General features: G+C 36.5%; 18 protein-coding genes. 11 read left to right on the top strand and 7 right to left on the bottom strand.

The window, feature by feature from the left end; genetic code table 11:
* Nucleotides 1–74: 74 nt before the first annotated feature.
* Entirely contained in the window at nucleotides 75–1,271 is a 1,197-nt protein-coding gene (locus tag AC5XHR_RS04475) for a CynX/NimT family MFS transporter (protein ID WP_495949573.1), read from the bottom strand.
* 113 nt (nucleotides 1,272–1,384) lie between these two features.
* On the opposite strand from AC5XHR_RS04475, the gene AC5XHR_RS04470 reads away from it, so the two are divergent.
* Complete coding sequence (locus AC5XHR_RS04470) at nucleotides 1,385–2,170, top strand: helix-turn-helix domain-containing protein (RefSeq protein WP_495949572.1); 786 nt, start codon at nucleotides 1,385–1,387, stop codon at nucleotides 2,168–2,170.
* Nucleotides 2,171–2,240: 70 nt separating this feature from the next.
* On the opposite strand, the gene AC5XHR_RS04465 is transcribed toward AC5XHR_RS04470, so the two are convergent.
* Nucleotides 2,241–3,038, bottom strand: coding sequence for an RtcB family protein (locus AC5XHR_RS04465; protein WP_495949715.1), 798 nt, complete (start codon nucleotides 3,036–3,038; stop codon nucleotides 2,241–2,243).
* Between the two features lie 1,143 nt (nucleotides 3,039–4,181).
* Between AC5XHR_RS04465 and AC5XHR_RS04460 the strand changes: the two genes are divergently transcribed.
* The 9 genes from AC5XHR_RS04460 to AC5XHR_RS04420 all read left to right on the top strand — a co-directional run bounded on the left by AC5XHR_RS04460 (nucleotide 4,182) and on the right by AC5XHR_RS04420 (nucleotide 13,313).
* The gene (locus AC5XHR_RS04460) at nucleotides 4,182–4,616 is read left to right on the top strand and encodes a cold shock domain-containing protein (protein ID WP_079667966.1); all 435 of its coding nucleotides are present in this window, start codon (nucleotides 4,182–4,184) and stop codon (nucleotides 4,614–4,616) included.
* A 131-nt stretch (nucleotides 4,617–4,747) separates the two neighbouring features.
* On the top strand, nucleotides 4,748–5,083 hold the full coding sequence (locus AC5XHR_RS04455) for a HopJ type III effector protein (protein ID WP_495949571.1): 336 nt from the start codon (nucleotides 4,748–4,750) through the stop codon (nucleotides 5,081–5,083).
* A gap of 47 nt (nucleotides 5,084–5,130) precedes the next feature.
* A complete protein-coding gene (locus AC5XHR_RS04450) occupies nucleotides 5,131–6,132 on the top strand; it encodes a helix-turn-helix transcriptional regulator (protein WP_495949570.1) in 1,002 nt (333 codons plus the stop codon).
* A gap of 493 nt (nucleotides 6,133–6,625) precedes the next feature.
* Nucleotides 6,626–8,302: a formate--tetrahydrofolate ligase gene (locus tag AC5XHR_RS04445; protein WP_495949569.1), complete on the top strand. Its 1,677-nt coding sequence runs from the start codon at nucleotides 6,626–6,628 to the stop codon at nucleotides 8,300–8,302.
* A gap of 456 nt (nucleotides 8,303–8,758) precedes the next feature.
* Complete coding sequence (locus tag AC5XHR_RS04440; protein WP_495949568.1) at nucleotides 8,759–9,322, top strand: hypothetical protein; 564 nt, start codon at nucleotides 8,759–8,761, stop codon at nucleotides 9,320–9,322.
* 116 nt (nucleotides 9,323–9,438) lie between these two features.
* Complete coding sequence (locus tag AC5XHR_RS04435; protein ID WP_495949567.1) at nucleotides 9,439–10,488, top strand: glucokinase; 1,050 nt, start codon at nucleotides 9,439–9,441, stop codon at nucleotides 10,486–10,488.
* Between the two features lie 88 nt (nucleotides 10,489–10,576).
* Nucleotides 10,577–11,143 carry a YceI family protein gene (locus AC5XHR_RS04430; RefSeq protein WP_495949566.1) on the top strand — a complete coding sequence of 189 codons (567 nt, stop codon included), beginning with the start codon at nucleotides 10,577–10,579 and terminating at the stop codon, nucleotides 11,141–11,143.
* A gap of 61 nt (nucleotides 11,144–11,204) precedes the next feature.
* Nucleotides 11,205–11,852 (top strand): alpha/beta hydrolase, encoded by a 648-nt coding sequence (locus AC5XHR_RS04425; protein ID WP_495949565.1) that lies wholly within the window; start codon nucleotides 11,205–11,207, stop codon nucleotides 11,850–11,852.
* 39 nt (nucleotides 11,853–11,891) lie between these two features.
* A complete protein-coding gene (locus AC5XHR_RS04420; protein ID WP_495949564.1) occupies nucleotides 11,892–13,313 on the top strand; it encodes an L-serine ammonia-lyase in 1,422 nt (473 codons plus the stop codon).
* 39 nt (nucleotides 13,314–13,352) lie between these two features.
* On the opposite strand, the gene AC5XHR_RS04415 is transcribed toward AC5XHR_RS04420, so the two are convergent.
* The 5 genes from AC5XHR_RS04415 to AC5XHR_RS04395 form a co-directional block, all read right to left on the bottom strand.
* Nucleotides 13,353–14,195 (bottom strand): prephenate dehydrogenase, encoded by an 843-nt coding sequence (locus AC5XHR_RS04415; RefSeq protein ID WP_495949563.1) that lies wholly within the window; start codon nucleotides 14,193–14,195, stop codon nucleotides 13,353–13,355.
* Between the two features lie 188 nt (nucleotides 14,196–14,383).
* Nucleotides 14,384–14,755, bottom strand: a complete 372-nt coding sequence (locus AC5XHR_RS04410) for a hypothetical protein (protein WP_495949714.1) — start codon at nucleotides 14,753–14,755, stop codon at nucleotides 14,384–14,386.
* Nucleotides 14,756–14,776: 21 nt separating this feature from the next.
* Nucleotides 14,777–15,967 (bottom strand): alanine dehydrogenase, encoded by a 1,191-nt coding sequence (locus tag AC5XHR_RS04405; protein WP_495949562.1) that lies wholly within the window; start codon nucleotides 15,965–15,967, stop codon nucleotides 14,777–14,779.
* A 55-nt stretch (nucleotides 15,968–16,022) separates the two neighbouring features.
* Nucleotides 16,023–16,439 (bottom strand): tRNA (adenosine(37)-N6)-threonylcarbamoyltransferase complex ATPase subunit type 1 TsaE, encoded by a 417-nt coding sequence (gene tsaE / locus AC5XHR_RS04400; protein WP_495949561.1) that lies wholly within the window; start codon nucleotides 16,437–16,439, stop codon nucleotides 16,023–16,025.
* 5 nt (nucleotides 16,440–16,444) lie between these two features.
* Nucleotides 16,445–17,452 carry an isoaspartyl peptidase/L-asparaginase family protein gene (locus AC5XHR_RS04395; RefSeq protein WP_495949560.1) on the bottom strand — a complete coding sequence of 336 codons (1,008 nt, stop codon included), beginning with the start codon at nucleotides 17,450–17,452 and terminating at the stop codon, nucleotides 16,445–16,447.
* A gap of 144 nt (nucleotides 17,453–17,596) precedes the next feature.
* Between AC5XHR_RS04395 and AC5XHR_RS04390 the strand changes: the two genes are divergently transcribed.
* Nucleotides 17,597–17,998, top strand: a complete 402-nt coding sequence (locus tag AC5XHR_RS04390; protein ID WP_495949559.1) for an LNS2 domain-containing protein — start codon at nucleotides 17,597–17,599, stop codon at nucleotides 17,996–17,998.
* Nucleotides 17,999–18,000: the final 2 nt, after the last annotated feature.

Below are 18,000 nucleotides of genomic sequence, written 5' to 3'. Positions count from 1 at the left end.
TTCCATTAAATAAAATAGAAAAAATCGATCTAAATTAATAAGTCGATTTTTGGTTGAAATTAAATTTTAGATTTTTAGTAATCTTCAACAAATCTTGGTTCTGAAGCTTTTTTACCAAAATAAGTCATGGTGAGAACGCAGGCTATCAAAAAGTAAAACGAATACTGCCAAGAAATATCCCAATCATGTAACTTTCCGAAAATCGGAGGCCCACAAGCAGCGATAAGATAACCGACAGATTGGGCTTTTCCAGAGATTTTGATGGTTCCGTGCATGGTTTTTGTTCGGAGTGAAAAGAACAAAATCGAAAGACTAAACGCCAATCCGCCCGCAATTCCGATTAAAGTTGCGCTAACATAAACCAATTGAGATTTTAGGATGGTGAGCATCAACAAACCGATAAGGAAAAGTCCGCCAGTTAAGTAAATTAAACTTTTTTGATTCTTCATTTTTGTTGCCAAAACTGGACTAAAAAGCATTACAGGCAACATCGCCATTTGAAGGACAAAAAGCACCCAGCCTGTTTCGGATTTTTGCATTCCAAAATCTACGAGAACCGTTGGTAGCAAAGCAACAAGGCAATAATACACCAAAGATTGAAGTCCCATAAAAATACTAATGCTCCAAGCTTGTTTGGATTTAAAAATATTAAATTTTGTCATAGCAATCGCACTTGTCGCAGTTTGAGTTGTTTTTTTACCAGTAATTAATTCCGCCGAAACTACGATTAACGCAAGGATTTCGCCAATAACCCAGATTCCCAACGAACCTTTCCATTCCATTCCTGTCCATTTTCCAAGATCGATACTCAAACCAGATGCTAAAGCAGCAACCAAACTCATTGCCACGGAAAAAACGCCTGTCATAATTCCGATTTTGTTGGGGAAAATATTTTTGATGTAGGCGGGAGTTAGGACATTTCCGATGCAAATTCCCAATCCAAGGATTAGTGAACCTACAAAAAGCGATGTCACATTTCCGTAAATTCTGATGTAAAGTCCGACAATTAAAATGATAAGCGAAATCAACAAACCTGTACGAATATTGATTTTCGCAGCGGCTTTACTCACCAAAATGGAACAGGTTGCAAACACAAAAAGGGGAATAGACGTGAGTAAACTTGCCTCCAAATTATCAAGATGAAAGATATTTTTTATTTCGTCCAAAATCGGACTAACCGCCGTAATGGGCGAACGCAGATTGCTGGAAACCAAAATCACAACCAAGACACCGAGCCACGCGAGATTTTTATTGGTATTTTCTTTATTCATATTTTCTGTCGAGCTAATTATTGAAAGAACTTTTTGAGGTTCTATATTGCTTTTGCAAAATTAATAATGTCGTTTGTATTAAATTTGCCATTAATTATATTTAAAACGACAAAATGAGTTTTAAAGACACAAAAGAAGATCGCGGACAACATGTCGAGCATTTGGAAATCAACTCTTATGTTTGGTACGAAAGCGATTGGAAGCACGATGATAAAGAAGATTCGCACGATTATTATCAGTTGAACTATGTTGAGGAAGGTTATCAGTATTTTCATATCGAGCAGAAAATCTATTTGGTTCCGCAGAATAATGTGATTTGGATTCCTGCCAACAAAAAACATCGGACAACCTCCGATGCGATGGCAGTTAATCCGATGTTGATTTTATTTAAGTCGGCTCCTAAAAAAGATTTTTATAATGAAGTTCACGTTTTTGAAGCGCCAACAGTTTTGAGAGAAATGATGTTTTACGCCTCAAAGTGGAACAAAGCACGAAAAGAAAATCCAGAGCAACATCTTTTTCTAAAAGCTTTGTTGGGAAGTTTACCCAACTTTTGTAACGACGCTTTTGGTTTGCAAGTCCCTGTACCAACGGATTCTCGCCTGATTCCCGTTTGTCATTACATCAACGCAAATTATCAATACAATGTAAGCACCGATGATTTGGGCGAAATTGCAAAAATGTCAACTCGAAACTTGCAAAGGATTTTCAAGCAAGAAACGGGCATAACATTGCAAAAATACATTCAGCTCATCCGAATTGTAAGAAGTATAGAACTTATCGATACCAAACGTTTCACAATGAGCGAAATCGCTTACAAGGTAGGCTACAAAAGTCTTTCCGCGTTTAGCAACTCGTTTTTTTCAATTATGAAAATGAAACCGAGTGGGAAGAGGTAGTTTGGAGTTTAAAGTTTGGAGTTAAAAGTCTAAAGTTCAAGTCTGAAATCTAGCATCTGGATTCTTGAATCTACTTCCTAAACTTCTTCTTTTTCTTCCAAGGTGCATTTTTCTGCACGTCACCTGCCATAATGCAACCGTAAGGAAGCACTTCGTCAATGATTTTACACAAATTGTATTCTTCAATTTGAGCGCGAACATTCTGCGCGTTTTTATACGCACTCGGTAACTCGGAAATATCGATATCATTCGTGAAAAACCGAATATCCAAACCGGCAGTTTCTTCCGCGAAAATCTCTTCAGTCGTTTTATGAGCCAAGCTTCTTTTATGCTGACTTCTGCTGAAATTTCTTCCCGCGCCATGAGGAGCAAAACCTAAATTTCTGTCGTTTGTAGCACCACTTACAATCAATACCGGTTCCGCCATATTCAGAGGAATCAATCGTGGACCTGTAATATCCGGCAAAAATTTGTCGTCCAGCGGCGTTGCTCCTTTCGCATGGTAGAATAAATTTCCGTCTCTGAATACGAAATTATGTTCATTCCAATATCTATCTAGTTCTTTGATGTTCAACTTCTCCAAAGTTGCATTATGAATGGCTTCGTGATTTTCCTTGGTCCATTTTCTAATCAATTGCAAGGCTTCCCAATAGGCTTCACCTTCCTCGGTTTCAAAAGGAATCCAAGCGTTTTCCTTCAACGTATCAGGCGAAATCTCCTGACGGAAACGGTTCGCAACCTTCATTCCTTTATCATACAAAGCCGCTCCAGGCGCACGAGAGCCGTGATGCGTCACCATCATTGTGTTTCCTGTATTTTTAGAAATCCCGACAAATAAGAAGTGATTTCCATCGCCCTGAGTTCCCATATGCGAACGCGCAATGCTAATTAATCGCTCGTCGTTTAAGAACATATTTTCTCTAAAAGCTTCCATCAATTCAACGCTCATCGGCATTTGTTCACCTCGAGCACGTCCTCCGTAACCAAAATGCGTAATCGAATGCGCAGCGTCCAAAACCACTTTTGGGTCCACTTTCCCGAAATCCGTCAACATCACCGAACAACAAATATCCGCCGAGTGAAATCCTGGATGAATCGCATTTTTCGCGACCACAACGCCTCCCACAGGGATATGCCCTTCGGGACCAGTCGGACAAGCATCCGGCATCAACGCTCCTGAAACCAAAGTCGGCGTCTTCATCAAAACCTCCATTGTTCTGATTACTTTTTGCACATTATCTTCCTCGGCTTCGTTTTCCGCTTTAATGTTGATGACAAAATCCTCCGCTTTTTCCTTTAACGGAATTGGGTCTGGCGCACGGAATTGCTCCAAATAAGCTTCCATTTCCGCTTGTGACAAGTCGTTTTCGTTGATGTATTCCAAAGCTTCGGTAAACCATTTTTTTGGTTGATATCCTAAAGCAATTAATTCGTTTCCTGTAATTTTCATCTTTTTTATTTTTTTTTTGGAAGCTATTTCCGCCTGTAGTTTATCCTGAGTTTATCGAAGGGCTCCCAAACCTAACGGAGTGTTTCGGCGTAGTCAATCTTTTGTTCGTTCCTTACAAAAGGATTTCCGCTCAAGTCAGGCTGCTGCAATTCGACGTTTATAACTTTCCTGTTAACTTGATGATGCAAAGTAAAAACCCTATTGCGCAATCTTTTTGCGCAGTAAAAAAATATTTTAATTTTTCTAAAAAAAGTTTTCAATGAAAATATAATCTGCACAGAATTAAGAAACTACCGTTATTAATTTCTTTTATCGTATCTTTGTACCGCATTAGTAAAGAAAGCACTTGTTTTTCGTAAACTTAGAAGAGTTTATTATATTCATTACTTTCAGTTTTTCGCTGCTTTTACCAGCAACTTAAATACAAACTACGACAAATAGAAGAGAAATCTCTCGGGATTCTCGAAAAATGAAGAGGTCAATTAAAGTAGGTTTTTACCGAAAATTGAACTCAATATAACGTGTAATTTAGTAACATTAAAATAAAACTTTAAAATATTTATGGCAGATTCTTTCTCAAAAAAAGAAAACTTTAAAAAGAAACAACAGAAACAAAAAGAAAAAGCGGCACGCCGCGAAGAGCGCAAATCTGATAACAATAAAGGTAAAGCGCTTGACGAAATGTTTATGTACGTGGACGAGTTTGGTCAATTGACAAGCACGCCACCAGACCAACGTGAAAAAATTGAAATCGACCTGGATGATATTCAATTGGGCGCAGCTCCTATTGAGGTGGATGATACCGAAATCACAGGAATTATTACATTCTTGAGTGATAAAGGTTATGGTTTCATTACCGAAAACGGATCGAAAGAAAATATCTTTTTCCACATCAACAACTCGGAAGAGGAACTGAAAAAAGGTCACAAAGTAACTTACGAGAAAGAAAAATCTCCAAAAGGATTTTCTGCAGTTAATATTAAAATCGTGAAGTAATCTTTACTGCGTTATAATATCTAAGCTTGTTTCGAAAGAGACAAGCTTTTTTTGTACTCAAAAATTTATTACGCATTGAAGTTGCGTAGATTGTTTAGGTTGATTATTTTTATCAAATAATTAAAGTTAAAATGATTTTAGATCAACTTAAATACGAGCCCGAGAATATTCAATTCAATGATGTTATTGCATTTATTGATGCGAATTACCTTTTCACACCAACGAAGTTCAAAAATGGTGAGACAGTAAACGAAGCCAATCAGAATAATGGTTCGTGCAAGATTTTTAGTTTTGCCAAACTCAATAAACTTTCACAAGACGAAACATTAAATCTGTTCGGAGATTTCTATCGCAAAGATGTTTTGGAACATCCAGAAGCTGCTGATCATCAAAACATCCGAAATTTTATAAAGTTCGGATGGGACGGAATTTCCTTTGAAGGTAATGCTTTAGAAATTAAATCTTAGGTTTTAAAAATCAGAATTTCAAATACTAATTTTCAAATCCAAATTCCGTGTCTTCTAATAAAAACGCCTTAATTCGGTATAAAACTCTAGACAAATGCTTGAAGAACAAGTATAAAAAATATACGCTTGACGATTTAATCGATGAGTGTTCTGAAGCTTTGTTCGAATTTGAAGGTAAAGAATCCTTTGTGAGCAAGCGTACCGTACAATTGGATTTGCAGAATATGCGTAGCGAAAAATTCGGTTATGAAGCGCCTATTGAGGTTTACGAACGAAAATATTACAGATATAGTGATCCCGAATATAGTATTCATAATATTTCGGTTACAGAAAGTGATTTGAAAGCAATGACCGACGCGGTTCAGGTTTTGAAACAGTTTAAGGATTTTTCGATGTTCAAGGAAATGAATGGGGTTATCCAAAAATTAGAAGATTCGATACAGGCAACACAACAAAAATCAATTATTCATCTCGATAAAAACGAGCGTTTAAAAGGTTTAGAATACATTGATGTTTTGTATCAAGCGATTCTCAACAAGCAAGTTCTACGAATTTTGTATCAAAGTTTTACCGCTCGAGAAGCACAAAACATGACTGTCCATCCGCAGTTGTTGAAAGAATATAATAACCGTTGGTTTTTGATTTGTCTTCACAAAGGAAAGCTTTATAATTTGGCTTTGGACAGAATGCAAGAAATTAATAAAGATGAAAATTCAACTTACATCGATTATAATTTGGATGCTGATCGCTATTTTGGAGAGGTCATTGGTGCAACGGTTTCAGAAACGCAACGTCCACGAAATGTAGATTTTTTTGTTTCCAAGAAACACGCGCCATATGTCAAAACAAAGCCTTTCCATCATAGTCAACAGATTTTGAAAGAAGATGAAAACGGAACAACTTTTAGAATTTGTGTTCAGCTTAATTTTGAGTTAGAAAGAATGATCCTAGGAATGGGAGAGTTCTTGACCGTTCTAAAACCAACGAAGTTGCGCGAAAGGATTGAAAAAACTTTAAAGTTGGCAACTGAAAATTACGAAAGCTTATAAATCGTAAATTTGAGCAAAAAAAAAACAATAAATTCCCTGTGCCTTTAGGAATTTATTGTTAGAAAAAAATCTGTGTCTTACTTGAAAAATTCAATTAAAACTCGAATTGCTTTTAGTTAGGAGATTTTGCATTCCATCATTTGCATCTCTTCACCTTTTCACACTGCTAAAGTAGATGATATTTTCACGCAAAAAAACCTTTTGCTTTATGGATTTCTGGAATTTAGCAAGTTAAAAAATGGGTTTAAATAATTGATTATAAATTGTATATGTCAAATTTTCCTTTTTTTTTTTATTCGAGTAAAAATTAAAGCGTTTTTTCATGGTTTCCTTTGTAGAATTTCTAGATTCTCATTATTTTTTTTACTAGTTTATCTTTTAATTTAGTGAATTTTCATCATAAAGTCCGACTGATAAAACTCAACTCATAAATTTTTTTTAAGTTAAGTTATCTGTGTAATTTTGATAGCAACCCAAGAAAATTAGATGAATTATGAGTTTTCCTACAGACATTGAAATTGCGCAAGCAGCGAACATTTTACCAATTAAAAGAATTGCAGAAAAAGTTAATATTCACGATGATGATCTTGAGTATTACGGAAAATACAAAGCCAAGATTCCATTACATTATATAGATGAAGAAAAAATTAAAAAAGCGAAATTAATTTTAGTTTCGGCGATTAATCCAACACCTGCAGGAGAAGGAAAAACCACCGTTTCTGTTGGTTTGAATGATGGACTCAATAAAATCGGAAAGAAATCAATTGCTGTACTTCGTGAACCAAGTTTAGGACCAGTTTTTGGGATTAAAGGTGGTGCCGCAGGTGGAGGTTATGCGCAGGTGATCCCGATGGTAGATATTAATTTGCACTTTACCGGAGATTTTTCCGCAATTGAAAAAGCAAATAATCTTCTATCTGCATTGATTGACAACAACCTTCAAAACAAAAAATTTAGTTTGAATATCGATCCGAGGACGATCGTTTGGAAGCGTGTTATGGACATGAATGACCGCAGTTTGCGTCATATCGTTGTTGGTTTGGGTGGTGCAACTAATGGAATTGTCCGCGAAGAGGGTTTTAATATTACACCGGCGTCCGAAGTCATGGCAATTCTTTGTTTAAGCAATGATTTTGAAGATCTAAAAGTCCGATTAGGAAACATTTTCGTAGGATATACTTTTGATAAAAAACCTATTTACGCTCGTGATTTAAAAGCCGAGGGTGCGATGGCTATTCTGTTGAAAGATGCGATTAAGCCAAATTTGGTTCAGACTTTAGAAAATAATCCAGCGATCTTGCATGGTGGTCCGTTTGCAAATATTGCTCAAGGAACCAATACGATTATTGCTACGAAAATGGGAATGTCATTAGCAGATTACGTGGTTACTGAAGCTGGATTTGGTGCCGATTTGGGAGCTGAGAAATTCTTCCATATCAAATGCCATTACGGAAATATGAAACCTGACGCGTATGTGATTGTCGCAACAGTTCGCGCACTTCGTTATCATGGAGACGCAAAAAAAGGAGAGTACGAAAAACCAAACTTAGCTGCCGTTAAGAAAGGAATCGAGAATTTGAAAAAACATATTGAAAATAGTTTCAAATTTGGACTTCGCCCAATTGTAGCGATTAATCATTTTGCAAATGATGACGATTCCGAAATTGATTTTATTCGAGAGGAATGTAAAAAACTTGGTGTAAAGGCAATTTTAGCGGATGAATTTACGAAAGGCGGAGAAGGGATGAAGGAACTTGCTGAAGAAGTAGTGTATTGCGCTGATTATTGCAACAACGATTATCAACCTTTGTATTCAATAAATGACACGATAGAGAATAAGATTGAGATTATTGCACGTGAAGTGTACGGGGCAGATGGCGTTAATTATTCACAGAAAGCGAGACAAGATTTGAAAATTATTACCGATTTAGGATTTGATTCGTTACCGATTTGTATGGCGAAAACACAAAAATCGCTGAGTGATGACGAGAAAAAGATTGGCCGCCCGAAAGACTTCCGAGTGACGGTTCGTGAATTTGAATTTGCCGCTGGAGCTGGTTTTATTATTCCAATTTTGGGTGATATGATGCGTATGCCTGGTTTGCCATCTCTTCCTGCAGCGGAAGGAATGAATATTGATAAAGATGGTTTAATTACCGGGTTAAGCTAACTTTAGTTTTTAGGATGCCTCATTTTTATTGTAATATTTTAAGGTGGGGAGGATTTTGGCTTAATACTTGTGTTTTTCATCCTTAAATAAACATATATTATGAATCCTAGAATAATTAGAACCGTACTTACGTGGGCAGCGCCCTTTATTATTGGCTTTATCGTTAAAAAGTTTGAAGAAAGGCAAGCTCGTAAGCAACAACAAAAGATTTCTCAATAATTGAGACCTTAATATGGAAACAAAACCCCAATTTTTATTGGGGTTTTGTTCTTTTTTAGCTCAAATCGATGCTTATAGAATTTCTTAGTAATCTTGTAAAACAAACACTTGTTTAATTTTTTAAGTATTGATAATCAGTTTATTGTGTGTTTTTCGGTTGCTTTTTCACTCGCAAAAAACTGCTTTGGCACGATTTTGACAATACTCACCTCGTTAAAATTTAAAAAATTAGAAATTATGAATATGTTCAAGCAAGTATTAGTAGCAGGTGGATTATTGACAGCAGGAGTAGTTAGTGCTCAAAGCGCAATGATGAATAACATGATTAAAGTAGGTGCTAATGTTGGTCTTGCCGTACCAGCTGAAAATGCTTCGGCATCAGCAGGATTAGATGTAGCTTATCAAAATTTAGTAACTCCAGGATTTGGTTTAGGGGTAGCAACAGGTTACACACATTTTTTCGGAAAGGAAAATAATGGTAATGATAACAACGACTTTGGTGTAGTACCAGTAGCAGCGTTAGTTAGAATTTATCCTAAACAAACTGGTTTTTATTTTGGTACAGATATCGGTTATGGTTTCATCACAGGTGATGACAAAGTAGCTGCAAACTCTAATGTGGATAGACCAAACGGTGGTTTATACATTAAGCCAGAAATTGGATACCACAACAGAGATTGGAATTTTGCCGTACAATATCAAAAAACCTTTACAGGTGATGATGGTAAAATTGGAGATCAAAAATACAACGCTGGTTCTTTAGGAGTTGGTGTATCGTATAACATTCCTTTAGGGAAATAAGCATTACAAAAGAGATTAAGATTAATACAAAGCCTTTCTAAATAATTTAGAAAGGCTTTTTTTATGTATTGATTTACGCTCAAAATCTGTATATTTGAAAGTAAACTTTTTTGAAAATGGATAACAATACAAAATTTTCATTTCCGTTGTATTCGCCTGGGAAACAATGTGAGACAACGAAGAATCAGAATATCTTGGCAGCAGATTTACGTTTGAAAGAAAGTAGATTGGCTCATTATACATGTGTTGATGGGAATGTTGGGAGTATTTCAGAGAAAACATATCAAACAAAAGACTATGCTTCATTTGTAAATATGGCTAAAGATTTTATACAGCAGGAAGGAAATTTTGATCGTATTGCGATTGGAGTTCCGGGACCTGTAATTAATGGAAAGTGTGAGACACTGAACTTACCTTGGGCACTAGATGAAGAAGAAATTAAAAAAGCGTTAGGCGCTAGCAAAGTTGCGCTAATTAACGACTTAGAAGCTACGGCGTATAGTTTAGCCGATTTTGATCAAACTTTATTAGAAATTCTTCACACATCTGAAAACAAAGTACGAGGGAATGTAGCAATCCTTGCTCCTGGAAATGGGCTAGGAGAGGCAGGTTTGTTCTGGGATGGTGTGAGTCTGCGCCCTTTTGCAACAGAAGGTGGGCATTCGGAATTTTCACCTCGTAATGATTTTGAAATTCAGTTTTATCAATTCTTGAACAAGATTTACGGCATCGTAACTTGGGAAAATGTATTGTCGAAAGATGGTATTTACAATGTTTTCCGTTTCTTACGTGATGTTGGAAGACATGAAGAATCTGCCGACTTGAAAGCGGATTTACAAGCAGGTGAATTTTTGCCAACTTTAGCAAAGCATGCAGCGCAAGGAAATTCTCGTTTGGCTAATTTAACGTTGGAAATGTATTCAGAATTTTTAGCGCGTGAAGCAAACAACTTGGTTTTGAAACTAAAAGCAACCGGCGCTTTAATTATTACGGGAGATATTACGGATGCGTTGTTTGATTTGTTCAACAAACAAAAATTCTACAAGGATTTCTTAATTTCGGATAGAATGCAGCATTTACTACAAGATATTCCGTTGTATGTTTTACGTAACAAGAACTCAATTCTTGAAGGCGCGGCTTATTATGGTGCGTTTTTTGAAGATTAATTTGTAATACAACATATTTTATTGATCTAGATCAATGTTTCGTGCATGATCTAGATTTATTTTTGCATCAACAATTTTAATTATAACAATGAAAAAATTAGCTTTAGGATTAGTACTAGTTGGAGGAATGGCATTTGGCCAAGTAAAAAAAGTAGTTTCGTCTGACGTACATTGGTGGGGATATAAAATCGCAAAAACAGAATCTTCTTCACATAACGGAACTGTAGATGTAAAATCAGGTTCAATAACGTTGAAAAACAATCAATTGGTTGGCGGATCTTTCGTTTTGGATATGAATTCTATCAATGCAACTGACGTTTCTGGAGAAAGCCAACAAAAGCTGAATGGACACCTAAAGAATGGTGATTTCTTCGAAACAAATAAGTTTCCAACAGCAACATACAAGATTACGTCGGTTAAGAGAAATACAGACAAAACGTTTAACTATATTGTGAACGGAGTTCTAACGGCCAAAGGAAAATCAAATCCGGTATCTTTCCCAGCTAGAATTAGCGTAGCGAAAGGTGTGGTAACTTTAGAATCTTCTAAATTTAGCTTCGACAGACAGAAATTTGATATCAGCTACAACTCTTCAATGAAGGATGTAATGATCAAAGATGATGTTGATATGGTGGTAAAGTTAACAGCAAAATAATTTTTGTTAGCATAAAACATAAAAGAGCAGTTTTTACTGCTCTTTTTTTTATTTTTGACGGATGAAACTCTATATCGTTAGTGGTTTAGGTGCTGATTTTTCAGTTTTGGAACGGTTAGACTTTGGGCAAAACGTCGAAGTTGAATTTCTCGATTGGATGATTCCCGATAAAGACGAATCATTTCCACATTATATTTCGAGAATGGCTGATCGTATCGATGATTCGCAACCGTTTTCGCTGTTGGGCTATTCGTTTGGCGGTATCATTGTTCAGGAAATTAATAAGCTGAAACCTGCTACCAAAACCATTATTTTAGGAAGTATTCGTTCGGATAAAGAAAAATCTCGTTTGATAAAAGCGGGTGAAGTCACAAAAATCGCAAAAATTTTACCTACAAGTTTGTTCAATGAGAAATCAGCGATGATGTACACGTTGGTTCGAAAGATTTTTGATCCTAAAAATCCGAAACTTTTACAATATTTTAAAGTAAAAGATCCGTATTACTTAAAATGGTCGATTGAAAAAATATCTGACTGGAAATTTGAAGAAACTCCTGGTGTTATTCAGATTTTAGGTGAAAAAGATATTGTTTTTCCACCCAAATTTTCGCACCCAGATTACATCGTAAAAGGGGGAACACATCTTTTTCCAGCAACCAAATACAAAGAGGTTTCGGGCCTTCTTCAGAAAATTTTACACGAAAAATAAGCACTTTCAAATTCACGAAAATTTAGTTATCTTTCCCTTATGCAATCAATATCAGTTTTCGAAATTATTAAGGTGGGTATTGGCCCGTCTAGTTCACATACCATGGGGCCGTGGAATGCAGCTTCTGCTTTCATCCGAATCATAAAAAGAGACTTCGGTTCCTTAGAAAATGTTAAAGAAGTTTTTGTTGAGTTTTTTGGTTCACTGGCCAAAACCGGCATCGGACATGGAACAGACATCGCGGGAATGTTAGGTTTAAGTGGCGAAGATTTTGAAACGATTGATACAACGACGATTGACGCGAAAGTTGCTGAAATAAAAAATTCAGAAAAGATCAGTTTTGGAGGTGAAAAATGGCTTCCATTTATTTACGGTCATCATTTGATTTTAAATAAAGAAGTGACGTTGGATTACCATCCTAACGGAATGATTTTTAAAGCCGTTTTCGAAGATGGAAGCGTTTTCGAACAAGATTTTTACTCTGTTGGTGGTGGATTTATTCAATCCAAAGAGAAAAAGTCAATTGAAAAATTCTCTATTCGTACCACATATCCTTGTCATCAAGGGGCGGATATTACTAAGTATTGCGATAAATTAGGCTTGGAAAAATTCTCAGATCTGATTTTCTTGAACGAAGAAAGTTGGAGATCCAAAGAAGAAACGGAGAAAAATGCACTTCATATTTGGCAACAAATCAAAGAATGTATTTATAAAGGAGTTAATAAAGAAGGAATATTACCTGGAGGTTTGAATGTTTCTCGACGTGCACCAGAACTAAACAGACGTTTGTTGGGTGATAAAGTCTACCATAATTTAGATGAATGGTTCGATTTGGTAAAACAGGCAGAAGGAACGTTTACGACGATTAATAAATGGGTTTCGTGTTTTGCATTGGCTGTAAATGAAGAAAATGCGAGTTTCGGTCGAATCATTACAGCACCGACAAATGGTGCAAGTGGTGTTATTCCGGCGGTTTTGATGTATTCGCAATGCTTTACCGAATTCACTTCGCAAGAAGATATTATTCGTTTTATCCTTGTTGCGGGCGAAATTGGAACATTGTTTAAGAAAAATGCAACGATTTCTGCAGCAATGGGTGGTTGTCAAGCCGAAGTCGGCGTGTCATCAGCGATGGCTGCTGCTGGCTTAACGGAAATTATGGGTGGAACTCCTGCTCAAGTTTTAATGGCTGCCGAAATTGCTATGGAACATCATTTAGGATTGACGTGTGATCCGATTGCTGGTTTGGTTCAAATTCCATGTATTGAGAGAAACTCCATGGGAGCAATAAAAGCGATTACAGCAGCTAATATTGCAATTGATGGGGATCCGTCGAAGGCTCGAGTAAGTTTAGATCAAGTGATTCAATCGATGTGGGAAACCGCGTTGAGTATGAATGAACGCTTTAAAGAAACGTCTGAAGGCGGTTTAGCAATTGCTGTGAATGTTGCTGAGTGTTAATGGATTAAGATTAAGAAAAAATAAATTAAAATCAGAGGATTACTTAAGTATTCCTCTGATTTTATTTGCGTTACGAATTAAATCTTCTACGTAATCAAAATTCTCTTTTTCCAAAGCGGATTTGAATTTTCGAAGTTGTGAAATGTGCTCATTAAGAACATCCAAAACATTTTCCTTATTCTGTTTGAAAATAGGAACCCACATTTCGGGATGTGATTTGGCAAGACGAACCGTACTTGAAAAGCCGGAACTCGCCAACTGAAAAATCGTATCTTCTTCTTTTTCTTTCTCCAAAACCGTGTTGGCTAAAGCAAATGACGTAATATGTGAAATGTGAGAAATATACGCTGTATGAATGTCGTGATCTTCGGCGTTCATGAAAATGGTGTGCATTCCCAAGGTTTCAGCTACTTTTTTTACCGTTTCAATCGCATCTTTCGCAGATTCTTCTTGATTGCAAATTACAGCAGCCCGTTCTGCAAAACTTTCGGCTAAAGCTGAAGAAGGACCTGAATTTTCGGTTCCCCACATCGGGTGAAAAGCAACATAACGATTTCTATTCGGATGATTTTTTACAGCTGCTGTAATTCCCGCTTTTGTAGAGCCAACGTCCATTACCGTTTGTTTATCGGTGATTTGATCCAAGATGGAGGGTAAAACCTTTCTCGCCGCGTCTACCGGAATAGCTAAAATAATCAAATCAGCATCGCGGATTCCGCTATCGAGATCGCGATATTCATCAATAATATTCAGGTTTAAAGCTTCTTCTAAGTGTTTAATTTGCTGATCAATCCCAATTACTTTGTTGGTTAATCCTTTTGATTTTAAATTCAGAGCGATCGATCCTCCAATTAATCCTACTCCAATAATGCTAATTTTCATATGTTGTTTTCATTAAAAAAACCTCGCCAAAAGGACGAGGTTTACTATTATTTTAATACGCAAATAGGCTCCTAATCCTTAGTTGAGGTTAGTATAGCTATAATAATATGCGTTGTGAATCATTTTCATTGATGCGAATTTAGAAATTCTGTTTTTGGTGACCAAGAATATTGACGATAATTTTTATATTACTTCAATGTTTTAAGGTCTAGAACTTCAACTTCTTTATCGCATTTTTTGTACGTAAGCTCGTACTTCGGACTTTTTTCGGGATAAATCACAACGTAACTAGGGCATGGTTTCTCTTGTGCTTTACTTCGATCAAAGTCGATTTTTCCCTTTGCGATTAAGCTATCTTTAATGAATTTTTCGTCTTTATTTAAAGCCTGCATTTGGGTTTTTACATTAGGAGTAAAAACAAACTCTTTGCTCAAAGTTTCCGCAATTACTCGGCTGTTGGGAAGGTATCCAGAGCAACTTGCTCCTTTTTGGTTCAGAATAAAAAATACCAATAATACTCCAGGAATGAGTCCTATAATATAGAACTTTAATTTTCGGATCATAGCAAATAGCTTACTTCATTAAAAAATTAAAAGATTGATATCGTGGTAGGTTAAACCAAATTTGTCACAAAGCATTTTCTTGGTGTGACGGCCTTTGTACATGTACAACGATTGTTTCATTTCGTTGTTTTTCAACAACATATTTTCGAAACCACCTTCTTCGTCGTAATTTAAAATATAACTCAAAAAGAAATTAGAAACGGCTTTTGTCGTGGTTCTCGGAATTCTTGATGTTAAATTGGGAAGTCCACAATGAATAACGCCGTGTTTTGTGAAGAATGGATCGTCTTGTGTTGTTAATTCAGATGTTTCGAAAACCTTTCCGTTGTCAATCGTTACGTCAATGATCACGCTGCCTTTCTTCATATTGATCACCATATCTTCGGTAACGATTGGTGGCATGTTTAATCTTGGAAGAGCTCCAATAACAACATCAGCTCTACGAAGAGCTTTCGCCAATTCTTTCGGATCAATAATCGAAGTTGGAACTCGGCTATCGATAATCGTGTGTAAACGTCTTAGTTTTGACAATGAATTATCAAAAACACGAACACTTGCGCCTAAACCAATAGCGGCTTTTGTTGCTAATTCACCAACGATTCCTGCTCCAATAATTACCACTTCTACTGGACGAACTCCTGTAATTCCACCTAACATTAATCCGTTGGAAAGTGCTAATAATTCGGATGCGTAAAGGATAGATGCGGTTCCTGCGATTTCACCAATTAAACGAACTAGCGCCAATTGTTTGTATTCGTCTTGGATGAATTCAAAAGCGATGGCATTTACTTTTCTTTCGGCAAGTTTATCAAAATACGCTTTGTCGCGAAGATTAATTTGCAACGCCGAAATTAAATACGAACACGGTCGTAAATATTGAATTTCCTCTTCTGTTGGAGGATTAATTTTTAAAATTAAATCTTGCTGAAAAGCTTCTTTAGGATCGGTAACGATGGTTGCTCCGCTTTCTGCATATTGTAAATCGGTGTAAAAAGAACCGTTTCCTGCACCCTCCTCAATGATTATGCTGTGGCCATTATCCACCAAAACCTGTACTGCGTCAGGAGTTATACACGTTCTACGTTCGTTAAGACCCCTTTCTTTTGGAATCCCAATGCTGAATTTTTTGCCTTTTTTTAATACTTCAAGTTTTTCTTCCTTAGGAAGTAAATCTTCTTCTGTAAAAGGAGTAAAAATAGATCCGCTCATGCAATATGATACTTTTTTAGTGGATGATTTGGGCTACAAATATACGTTAATTGAATTATTCAATTGTAGAAAATTCTACGTGCCTCGTTTCGTCTTGTTTCGTGATGGTTAAAATATGATATGGCAATCCTAAAAGGTCCTCTTCATACACTTCTGGCCATTCGATAATCGATAAAACGCCCTGTCTTAGATAGTCTTCCATGCCAATATCATAAACTTCTTCAATGTTTTTAAGACGATACAAATCAAAATGAAAGACTTTTCCTTTGGGTGTGTCGTATTCGTTTACAATGGAGTAGGAGGGCGAAGAAACTTCGTTTGTAGAACCTAATTTTACTAAAAGTTCCTTCGTGAAAGTTGTTTTTCCCGCTCCCAAGTTTCCTTTTAAAAGAAGAATAGGATAGTGGAATTCTAATAAGATTGAATCAAGAGCTTGATCCCAATCTTCAATACTTTGAATTTTAAACGTCATTTTCCTTATTTGTAAATGTCAACAACAATTTTTCCACTTTCCGTAATAGCTCCACGGTACATTCCCGTTGTGTTAAAAGGCATTGCGATATTTCCGTTTTTATCAAGAGCGATAAGTCCGCCATCGCCTCCCATTTTTCCTATTTCATCAATCACTTCTTGTCCTGCGGTTTGTACGGATTTATTCTGATATTCCATTTTTGCAGCCAACGTTCTTGCCGCTGTTGAACGGATGAAATATTCGCCCCAACCCGTTCCAGAAATACCTACTTGCTCGTTTGCATAGGTTCCTGCTCCGATAATTGGTGAGTCGCCTAAACGATTCCAACGCTTGTTCGTCATTCCGCCCGTCGAGGTTCCTGCAGCGATGTTTCCATCTTTATCTACGGCTACGGCTCCTACAGTTCCAAATTTCGAATCATTCATCAAGAACGCTTCTTTGGAATCGAAATATTGGGCACTTGGTTTTGCTGTATTTTTTTCACGTTCTATGGCTTTTTGCAAGCCTTTCCAACGATCTTCTGTCCAAAAATATTTTGGATCAACAAGTTCTATATTTTGTTCTTTCGCAAATTCTTCAGCGCCTTTTCCAGAAAGTAAGATGTGTTTTGATTTTTGCATGACGGCAATCGCTGCTTTAATTGGGTTTTTAATCGTAGTAACTCCGGCTACTGCACCCGCTGATTTATCTTTTCCAAGCATCACCGAAGCGTCGAGTTCGTTTTTCCCTTCATGAGTGAAAACAGCTCCCTTTCCAGCATTAAATAGTGGCGAGTTTTCCATTACCATTATTGCTGCTTCAATGGCTTCCAAAGAGGATTTTCCATTTTTCAATTGTTGGTAACCTGCTTGTAAAGATTCAGTAAGTTTTTCTTTGTACTGTTTTTCCATTTGCGGTGTCATCATTTCCTTGGTCATTGCTCCCGCGCCGCCGTGAATTACCAATACATATTTTTCTTGTGCCAAAGCCCAATTAGAAAGCGTTACCAAACATAGGATAGAAAGCCATTTCATAGATTAAGATTTTTTCAAAAATACTAAAAATACTAATGTAGCATTGATTTCTTTTCCGCTTACTTAAATAAATTGTTAATTACTTCTGAATCGCCATTTTAAAACCCCAATTATTTGTACTTTTGCAGTGAAAAAATAACAACTATGGAACTAGAATATGATGGAAAAATCAGTCCGAAACTGAAAAATGGAGTAAAAAATTATCTTATCGATATCGATGGGACAATTACGGAGGATGTTCCGAATGAGGAACCTGAGAGAATGAGTACGTGCGAACCTTTTCCAGATGCTTTGGAAATGGTGAATCGTTGGTATGATGAAGGACATCAGATTTGTTTTTTCACTTCTAGAACCGAAGATTTGAAACAAATAACCATCGATTGGTTAGATAAACACGGTTTCAAATACCATAGTGTGCTTTGCGGAAAACCTCGTGGTGGAAATTATCATTGGATTGATAACCACATTGTGCGAGCGACCAGATATAAAGGAAAATTTACAGATTTGGTAGAAAAACAAGTGACTGTAGAAGTATTTAAAGATTAAGA

Source organism: Kaistella sp. CFF1-2, from assembly GCF_059509915.1.
This window is presented reverse-complemented; position numbering and strand designations above follow the sequence as displayed.

Coding starts and splice junctions, on each gene's coding strand:
- AC5XHR_RS04475 (WP_495949573.1), bottom strand. CDS start 1,271: ATGAATAAAGAAAATACCAATAAAAATCTCGCGTGGCTCGGTGTCTTG.
- AC5XHR_RS04470 (WP_495949572.1), top strand. CDS start 1,385: ATGAGTTTTAAAGACACAAAAGAAGATCGCGGACAACATGTCGAGCAT.
- AC5XHR_RS04465 (WP_495949715.1), bottom strand. CDS start 3,038: ATGGGAACTCAGGGCGATGGAAATCACTTCTTATTTGTCGGGATTTCT.
- AC5XHR_RS04460 (WP_079667966.1), top strand. CDS start 4,182: ATGGCAGATTCTTTCTCAAAAAAAGAAAACTTTAAAAAGAAACAACAG.
- AC5XHR_RS04455 (WP_495949571.1), top strand. CDS start 4,748: ATGATTTTAGATCAACTTAAATACGAGCCCGAGAATATTCAATTCAAT.
- AC5XHR_RS04445 (WP_495949569.1), top strand. CDS start 6,626: ATGAGTTTTCCTACAGACATTGAAATTGCGCAAGCAGCGAACATTTTA.
- AC5XHR_RS04440 (WP_495949568.1), top strand. CDS start 8,759: ATGAATATGTTCAAGCAAGTATTAGTAGCAGGTGGATTATTGACAGCA.
- AC5XHR_RS04435 (WP_495949567.1), top strand. CDS start 9,439: ATGGATAACAATACAAAATTTTCATTTCCGTTGTATTCGCCTGGGAAA.
- AC5XHR_RS04430 (WP_495949566.1), top strand. CDS start 10,577: ATGAAAAAATTAGCTTTAGGATTAGTACTAGTTGGAGGAATGGCATTT.
- AC5XHR_RS04425 (WP_495949565.1), top strand. CDS start 11,205: ATGAAACTCTATATCGTTAGTGGTTTAGGTGCTGATTTTTCAGTTTTG.
- AC5XHR_RS04420 (WP_495949564.1), top strand. CDS start 11,892: ATGCAATCAATATCAGTTTTCGAAATTATTAAGGTGGGTATTGGCCCG.
- AC5XHR_RS04415 (WP_495949563.1), bottom strand. CDS start 14,195: ATGAAAATTAGCATTATTGGAGTAGGATTAATTGGAGGATCGATCGCT.
- AC5XHR_RS04405 (WP_495949562.1), bottom strand. CDS start 15,967: ATGAGCGGATCTATTTTTACTCCTTTTACAGAAGAAGATTTACTTCCT.
- tsaE (WP_495949561.1), bottom strand. CDS start 16,439: ATGACGTTTAAAATTCAAAGTATTGAAGATTGGGATCAAGCTCTTGAT.
- AC5XHR_RS04395 (WP_495949560.1), bottom strand. CDS start 17,452: ATGAAATGGCTTTCTATCCTATGTTTGGTAACGCTTTCTAATTGGGCT.
- AC5XHR_RS04390 (WP_495949559.1), top strand. CDS start 17,597: ATGGAACTAGAATATGATGGAAAAATCAGTCCGAAACTGAAAAATGGA.